The sequence below is a fragment of the Roseateles sp. genome (assembly GCF_046300915.1).
Classification (GTDB): domain Bacteria; phylum Pseudomonadota; class Gammaproteobacteria; order Burkholderiales; family Burkholderiaceae_C; genus Kinneretia.
Genome location: NZ_JBKCLH010000073.1, coordinates 1 through 6,561, shown reverse-complemented (window position 1 = coordinate 6,561; position 6,561 = coordinate 1). Strand labels below are relative to the sequence as shown.

The window sequence follows — 6,561 nt, the reverse complement described above, 5'->3', positions numbered from 1 at the left end:
GGCCACCAGGGCGGACAGTTCGGCGTCGTCATCAACGATCAGGATCAGGGGTTTGCCTTGCTGCATGCGGGCGCAGTGTAGAGGCGGCGGCGGGCCTGCAGGCCGAGGTTTCAGAAACGTCACAAAACTCGCGGCGCGCAGGCAGGCAGTCAGGCCCATGGCGCCGACATATCATCGCTAGCGCCAGCCGGGCGCTGCCCGGCCTCCCCTCACGATCAAGGCGCCGTACTCTGATGATGAACACATTCGCTGCGGCACACACGCCCGGCCGGCCGCGCTGGCGGGCTCTGCTGAGCTTGGCCCTGAGCCTGCCTTTGTGCCTACTGGCCACCGGCGCCCACAGCGAGCCGGCGCCCGCCTTCCAGTGGCCCGGCGGCGCCCGGGCGGCCGTCAGCCTGTCCTACGACGACGCCCTGGCCAGCCAGCTCGACAACGCCATCCCTGCGCTGAACGCGCTGGGCCTCAAGGCCACCTTCTACCTGACCCTGGCCAGCCCGGTCGTCCGGCAACGCCTGCCGGAATGGCGGCGTGCCGCGGCCGCGGGCCATGAACTGGGCAACCACACCCTGTTCCACCCCTGCTCACGCTCGGCGCCTGGCCGCGATTGGGTGGCGCCGCACCGCGATCTCGACAAGATCAGCGTGGCTCAGATGCTGGAAGAAGTGCAGCTGGCCAATGCCTACTTGTATGCCATCGACGGCCAGACCCAGCGCACCTACACCGCCCCCTGCACGGATCCACTGGCCGGCGGCAAGCCTTACCTCCCTGCCGTGGCTGGGGAGTTTCTGGCCATGAAAACGCGCGTGGGCGGGGTCGTGCCTTCGCTGGCCGCGCTGGACCTGGCCGATGTGCCCACGGCCGGGCCGGTGGGCTCAAGCGGCGCCGAGCTGATCGCCATCGTCGAGCAGGCCGCCGCCCAGGGCACGCTGGCCAGCCTCACCTTCCACGGCATTGGCGGCGACCATCTGAGTGTGTCCAAGGAAGCCCACCAGGCCTTGCTGCAGCATCTGGCCGCCCATCCGGAGCGCTTCTGGGTGGACAGCTTCGTCAACATCGCCCGGTATGTGCGGGCGCATCGCCTGGCGCTCAAGGCCAAGACCACAGCCGCGGCCGAATCCTCAAGCAGCGGGCGCTGAGAGGGCGTCCGCCGTCCAGACATACGCTTCGTCGTCGTGCATCTGGCCGGCGATGCAGTCGTTGTTTTTCAGGATGCGATCAAAGACAAAGCCGGCTTTCTGCAGCACCCGTGCCGAAGCCTGATTGCCCACCGTCACCGTGCTGACGATGCGCCGCACGCCGCGCTCACACAGCGCAGCCGTGGCGGCCTGCACCGCCTCGCTGGCGTAACCCTGGCCCCAGGCGGGGCGCAGCAGGTAGTAGCCGAGATTGGGCGCGTTCAGCTGCGCATCGATCTCGGCATCCAGCCGGCCCAGGCAGCAGCCATCGGCCTTGCGCCGCAGGGCCCAGACCGGCCAGGCGAACTGCCCATCGGGCGAACGGCGGCTCTCCAGCGCCTGCCAATGTGCCGCCAGGGCCTCCACGCGGTCGGGCTTGTCCATGGAGATCCAGCGGTAGAGCTCGGGTTCCTGCAAGCCCTCGAACAACTCGGCCGCGTGGGCAGCACGCAAGGGCTCCAGCCACAGGCGGGGCGACTCGATGGGGGCGGCCAGGCGGGCCAGCAGGTCGTCCGGGATCATGCTCGAACGGTCAAACTGGATGGCGCAGCTGCGCCAAGAGCGCCAGCGCCTCGCGCGTGGTCGCCTGCCTCGGGTCCTGCAGCTGCACCCGCAGGGCCAGGGCCTGCTGGAAGCGCGATTCCGCCTCGTCAAAGCGCCCCTGCTCGACCAGGCTGCGGCCCCAGTGCTGCAGCACCATGGCGCGCAAACGCAGCCAGCCGCCCGCCTCGCACAGATCCACCGTGCGGGCGAAGATGGGCTCGGCCTCGGCACGCTGGCCGAGGTATTGCAGGGCGGTGGCATAGGCACACCAGAACCAGCCCAGGGCTTCGTGCGGCGCCGGCATCTCAAGCGGACCTTGAGCTAGGGCCTCATGCGCCTGCAAAAGCCGCAAGGCCTCGCCCTCCTGGCGTGCGGTGATCAAGAGGCTGGCCAGATCGGCCACCAGCTCCAGCAAGGCCATCTCGTCGACGGCGTCGCCGGCGCCAGCCTTCGCCTGCAGAAGCGCCAGCTGCTCACGCAGGGCGGCGATGCTGCGCGCATGGGCCTCGGGGTCGGGGGCGGTGAAGCGGAGAAAAAACTCAGACATGGCTGCTGAAGATTGAAGCCGGAGCCTAATGCGGACTCCCAGGACATAGCAGGCGCGCGAAGTGGGCCTGCACGACACGCAGCAAGGGTTCGGGACAGCAGGAGTCGTTCACAAAGAACCACCACGCCCCCAAAGGATTGTGCAAGCTGAAACGATGACGCCGGTAGCTGAAATCCAACCAGGTCTCGTTCACCGATGGCAGATAGGCCCGAGGCCATGCACCGGGCAAGGCCAGAACATGAACAAGCATACGCAAGCTGCCGCGAGATTCAGGCAAGACAGCAAAGTGACGGGAGCCATCGTGCATGCGTTCGTCGAGTAAGGGCGGCAGCATCATGGGACCGTCTCGTGTTGGGCACCGCAAGCCGGCCCATCGGGCGATGGTGTGGTTGTTGCGACCTGGCGAATGAAAGCGAGCAAGGCCTTGGCGGATTCCACCGGCGCCGCTTGCAAAAGACCATGCGGTCCCGTGATGACTCGGAGCTTGGTGGCAGGCAAAAGCTCGGCGATGTGCTGTGCCTCTCGTCCCGGCACCAATCGATCGGCCGACGCTTGCAAGCACAGGCGAAGCGAGGCCAAGTCGTTCGTCACGTCCACCATCAACACCGCGCGCGCTCGGGCGAGCATCACCGACGGATGCACACGAGCGACAGCCTGGCGAAGCAAGTGCCTGAGCTCAGGGCTTGCCCACGGCCCCAGAATGGCCGCGCTGAGCAGGACCGAAGGCATGCGCGTCAAGGGAGCCCATGGAAGCAGGCGACGCAAGCAAGACAAGCCCGGGCGCGGATTGCGGGCGAAGGTACAACACAGGATCAAGCCCTGCAAATGCCTGGGCGCAAGGGCCGCCAGCCGGATTGCGATGGGGCCGGAGAAAGACTCACCCAGCAGGACAAACGGCCGGCCCGACGGTAGCAAGCCGAGCACATAGGCCAGCAAACGCTCGTACGACCAACACTCGGCTTCCGGGTAGCGCACGACCTGCACCTGGATCCCGGAACCGAGCGCATCCAGCAAAGGCTGAAACAAGTCACCGGTTCCGTCCATGCCCGGCAAAAGGACCAAGGTCGGGAGCGCGCCTGCGGAGGGCTCGACTCCACAAGCGCCACGAGTGGAGGCTGTGAGACCGGCGCTTGCAAACAAGTCTCTATCGCCCATGACCGAGGCTTTCAGCGTAGCTGCCAGGCATGCGGGCCGCAGACGCCAGCACCGGAAGCGCCAGCATGAAAAACGTCGCCAGGTACAGAGCCGCCCCAACACCGTCCGCAGCGGAGGGTGGGTCCATCGAAGACCAGCCCACTTCCCCAAACTCCAGCGCCGCATACACCGCCAGGACAATGCCCAGGCAGGCCGCCACCTTGCATGGGGTTGGGGCCCAGGTCAGGAGTTCTGCCAGTTCATTGAGCGTCAGCCCATCTTTGGGAACCGAAACGCTGTCAAGCCCTCTCCTTGAACGCCCGTACTCCTCAGCCAGCACGCAAGCCGGCAGAAAGGTCAACAAAAGCAGAACGAAGCCGACCATCAAGGTCGGCTCGATGGCAGGCCCAGCCTCGATCCAGCGACCCCATCGAAAGGCCAGAAGCAGGCAGCTCGCCGCGCCAAGCCAAGCCACGCCCTCGCAAGCTCGCAGCAAGACCTTCCGCTCACTCAACATGAACTCTGGCTTCATCAGGCACCGCATCCTCGATCAGCACCCGCGGCCACCGTTGCGCATACTGCTTTTGCGCAATCCGCTGGCGAAAGGTCTCGACGCTGACCCGGGCCGGGTTGCGGCGAATGCGCATGGCGAAAAGATCGTCCAGACCATGCGGGGCAATCACCGTCAGCGTGTCGTCGGCCTCCAGGCGCACGGCCACCGCGGTAGCGAACTCGGGCCAAGAGGCGACCGCGTCCTGAAGCGAGCGCAGCGGTGCCACGGCATGACCGAAACAAGACTCGAACCAGAGGTGCACATGCGCCTGGTTCGTCAGCTCCCAGGGCAAGTCGGGACAGGCGCGCGCCAGGGCTGCCTGGTGTGCCGCTTCTTCACCAGACGGCTCCTCGGGATCGAAATAGGCCAGGTCCACATCGGCCAGCGCTGAAGGCTCGGAGTGGCCATGCAGATGGTCCCAGACCCGATTGCGCAACGCGCCGGCGCCGATGCACCACTGAGGCAGGCCCAGGTAACGTGCGGCATGGAGCGCGCGCATGAGCCAAGCAGAACTGCGCACGATGGCCCGCAGCTCGTCGTGGCGATCGGGGTGCCGGGCATTCATCTGCGGCGCCTCTTGCTGATAAACTGGATATTCATACAGTATTTGTATCGCACGCCAAGCCAACGGGGCCTGGGTCTGAATGTCAGCTTGTGGCACCGAACGAAACCACCATTATGTTGCCGGTCCTGAGCTCCAAAGAGGCTTGATGAACATGCAGATGCCAGCGCCCCGCAGCAGCTCGACGCCACGGCCGGGTTTCGAACTCCGCCCGCAGGGCAAAATCCCGCCCATGCCTGCTTCGGCCCCTCCTCGTCCATCGCCTGCTGCTACCGCCGCCGCCGCACCCGCCACATCGGCGGCCGCTGCCGCCAAGCCCAAGTCCGCGCCGCAGAAGGCCATGGAGAAGCTGGGCCTGCTGCGCGACATCGACCTGGCCCTGCACCTGCCGCTGCGCTACGAGGACGAGACCCAGATCACGCCCATCGGCCACACGCGCGAAGGCGACACCGTGCAATGCGAGGGCGAGGTGATCGAATGCCGCATCGAGACACGCGGCCGGCGCGTGCTGATGGTGCGGCTGGAAGACGAGACCGGCGATCTGCTGCTGCGCTTCATCCACTTTTACCCCTCGCACCAGAAAAGCATGGCCGTGGGCCAACGCATCCGCGTGCGCGGCGAACTGCGCCACGGCTTCTTCGGCCGCGAGATGGTGCACCCCACCTTCAAGGCCGTGCAGCCCGACACGCCGCTGGCCGGGTAGACGGGCGTCAGCGCCGGCCTGCCGCAGACTTACCTGCGCCGCGCCATCGCCTCGGGCCTGCAGCGCGCCGATCTGCGCGAGCTGCTGCCCCAGGGCACGGTGCCCAGCAGCCTGCCGCCGCTGCGCGACGCGCTGAACTTTCTGCACCACCCGCCGCCGCAGGCGCGCCTGGGCACGCTGGAAGACCACAGCCACCCGGCCTGGCAGCGCCTCAAGTTCGAGGAGCTGCTGGCCCAGCAAATCAGCCAGATGCAGGCCCAGCGCGAGCGCGCCCTGCTGAAAGCACCGGCCCTGCGCGCCAAGCCGGGCGGCCTGGTCGAACGCCTGCTGGCCGTGCTGCCCTTCGGCCTGACCGGCGCGCAGCAGCGGGTCAGCGAGGAGATTGCGCAAGACCTGGCCCTGGGCCAACCGATGCACCGCTTGCTGCAAGGGGATGTGGGCTCGGGCAAGACCGTGGTGGCGGCCCTGGCCGCGGCCGTGGCCATCGATGCCGGCTGGCAATGCGCGCTGATGGCGCCGACCGAAATCCTGGCCGAGCAGCATTTCAAGAAGCTGATCGGCTGGCTGGAGCCCCTGGGCCTGCAAGTCGCCTGGCTGACCGGCAGCGTCAAGGGCAAGGCGCGCCAGAAGATGCTGGACGCCGCGGCCAGCGGCGCGGCCCAGCTGGTGATCGGCACCCATGCGGTGATCGAAGACAAGGTCACGTTCGCGCGCCTGGGCCTGGCCATCATCGACGAGCAGCACCGCTTCGGCGTGGCGCAGCGCCTGGCATTGCGCAGGAAGTTGGCCTCAATGGATTTAGAGCCGCACATGCTGATGATGAGCGCCACCCCGATTCCTCGCACCCTGGCCATGACCTATTTCGCCGACCTGGCCGTCAGCACGATTGACGAGTTACCCCCGGGCCGCACACCCATCGTCACCAAGGTCTTCGCCGATGGCAAACGCCAGGACGTGATCGAGAAAATCGCCCAGGAGGTGGCCGGTGGCGCCCAGGTCTACTGGGTCTGCCCGCTGATCGAAGAGAGCGAGGCTCTGGACCTGAACAACGCGACCGAGACCCATGCAGAGCTGGTCGACGCGCTGCCGGGCTTCGAGGTGGGCCTGCTGCACGGCCGCATGCCGCCGGCCGAGAAGGCCGCCGTGATGGCGCGCTTTTCGGGCGGCGAGGCCAGCGTGCTGGTGGCCACCACGGTGATCGAGGTCGGCGTGGACGTGCCCAATGCCAGCCTGATGGTGATCGAGCACGCCGAGCGCTTCGGCCTCTCGCAGCTGCACCAGCTGCGCGGCCGGGTCGGCCGCGGCGCGGTGGCCAGTGTCTGCGTGCTGCTCTACACCGGCCCG

The 6,561-nt window shown here is 67.2% G+C and carries 6 protein-coding genes and 1 pseudogene; 2 read left to right on the top strand and 5 right to left on the bottom strand.

The features are described 5' to 3' along the window. The first annotated feature begins 233 nt into the window (after positions 1-233). Positions 234-1,136: a polysaccharide deacetylase family protein gene (locus ACK5F2_RS05360; RefSeq protein WP_409863321.1), complete on the top strand. Its 903-nt coding sequence runs from the start codon at positions 234-236 to the stop codon at positions 1,134-1,136. Here the strand turns inward: ACK5F2_RS05360 and ACK5F2_RS05355 are convergent. The 5 genes from ACK5F2_RS05355 to ACK5F2_RS05335 all read right to left on the bottom strand — a co-directional run bounded on the left by ACK5F2_RS05355 (position 1,119) and on the right by ACK5F2_RS05335 (position 4,517). Next, positions 1,119-1,697, bottom strand: a complete 579-nt coding sequence (locus tag ACK5F2_RS05355) for a GNAT family N-acetyltransferase (protein ID WP_409863320.1) — start codon at positions 1,695-1,697, stop codon at positions 1,119-1,121. The genes ACK5F2_RS05360 and ACK5F2_RS05355 overlap by 18 nt on opposite strands. 10 nt (positions 1,698-1,707) lie before the next feature. Continuing rightward, a complete protein-coding gene (locus ACK5F2_RS05350) occupies positions 1,708-2,265 on the bottom strand; it encodes a tetratricopeptide repeat protein (RefSeq protein WP_409863319.1) in 558 nt (185 codons plus the stop codon). Between the two features lie 333 nt (positions 2,266-2,598). Then, entirely contained in the window at positions 2,599-3,309 is a 711-nt protein-coding gene (locus tag ACK5F2_RS05345) for an alpha/beta fold hydrolase (protein ID WP_409863317.1), read from the bottom strand. A gap of 100 nt (positions 3,310-3,409) precedes the next feature. After that, complete coding sequence (locus tag ACK5F2_RS05340) at positions 3,410-3,931, bottom strand: hypothetical protein (RefSeq protein WP_409863316.1); 522 nt, start codon at positions 3,929-3,931, stop codon at positions 3,410-3,412. Further along, positions 3,906-4,517: a nucleotidyltransferase family protein gene (locus tag ACK5F2_RS05335; protein WP_409863314.1), complete on the bottom strand. Its 612-nt coding sequence runs from the start codon at positions 4,515-4,517 to the stop codon at positions 3,906-3,908. The genes ACK5F2_RS05340 and ACK5F2_RS05335 overlap by 26 nt, the downstream gene beginning before the upstream one ends. A gap of 229 nt (positions 4,518-4,746) precedes the next feature. Here ACK5F2_RS05335 and recG point away from each other — a divergent pair. Then, positions 4,747-6,561 (top strand): annotated as a pseudogene (gene recG, locus ACK5F2_RS05330) (ATP-dependent DNA helicase RecG); the annotation flags it as partial.

Coding starts and splice junctions, on each gene's coding strand:
- ACK5F2_RS05350 (WP_409863319.1), bottom strand. CDS start 2,265: ATGTCTGAGTTTTTTCTCCGCTTCACCGCCCCCGACCCCGAGGCCCAT.
- ACK5F2_RS05345 (WP_409863317.1), bottom strand. CDS start 3,309: ATGGACGGAACCGGTGACTTGTTTCAGCCTTTGCTGGATGCGCTCGGT.
- ACK5F2_RS05355 (WP_409863320.1), bottom strand. CDS start 1,697: ATGATCCCGGACGACCTGCTGGCCCGCCTGGCCGCCCCCATCGAGTCG.
- ACK5F2_RS05360 (WP_409863321.1), top strand. CDS start 234: ATGATGAACACATTCGCTGCGGCACACACGCCCGGCCGGCCGCGCTGG.
- ACK5F2_RS05340 (WP_409863316.1), bottom strand. CDS start 3,931: ATGAAGCCAGAGTTCATGTTGAGTGAGCGGAAGGTCTTGCTGCGAGCT.
- ACK5F2_RS05335 (WP_409863314.1), bottom strand. CDS start 4,517: ATGAATGCCCGGCACCCCGATCGCCACGACGAGCTGCGGGCCATCGTG.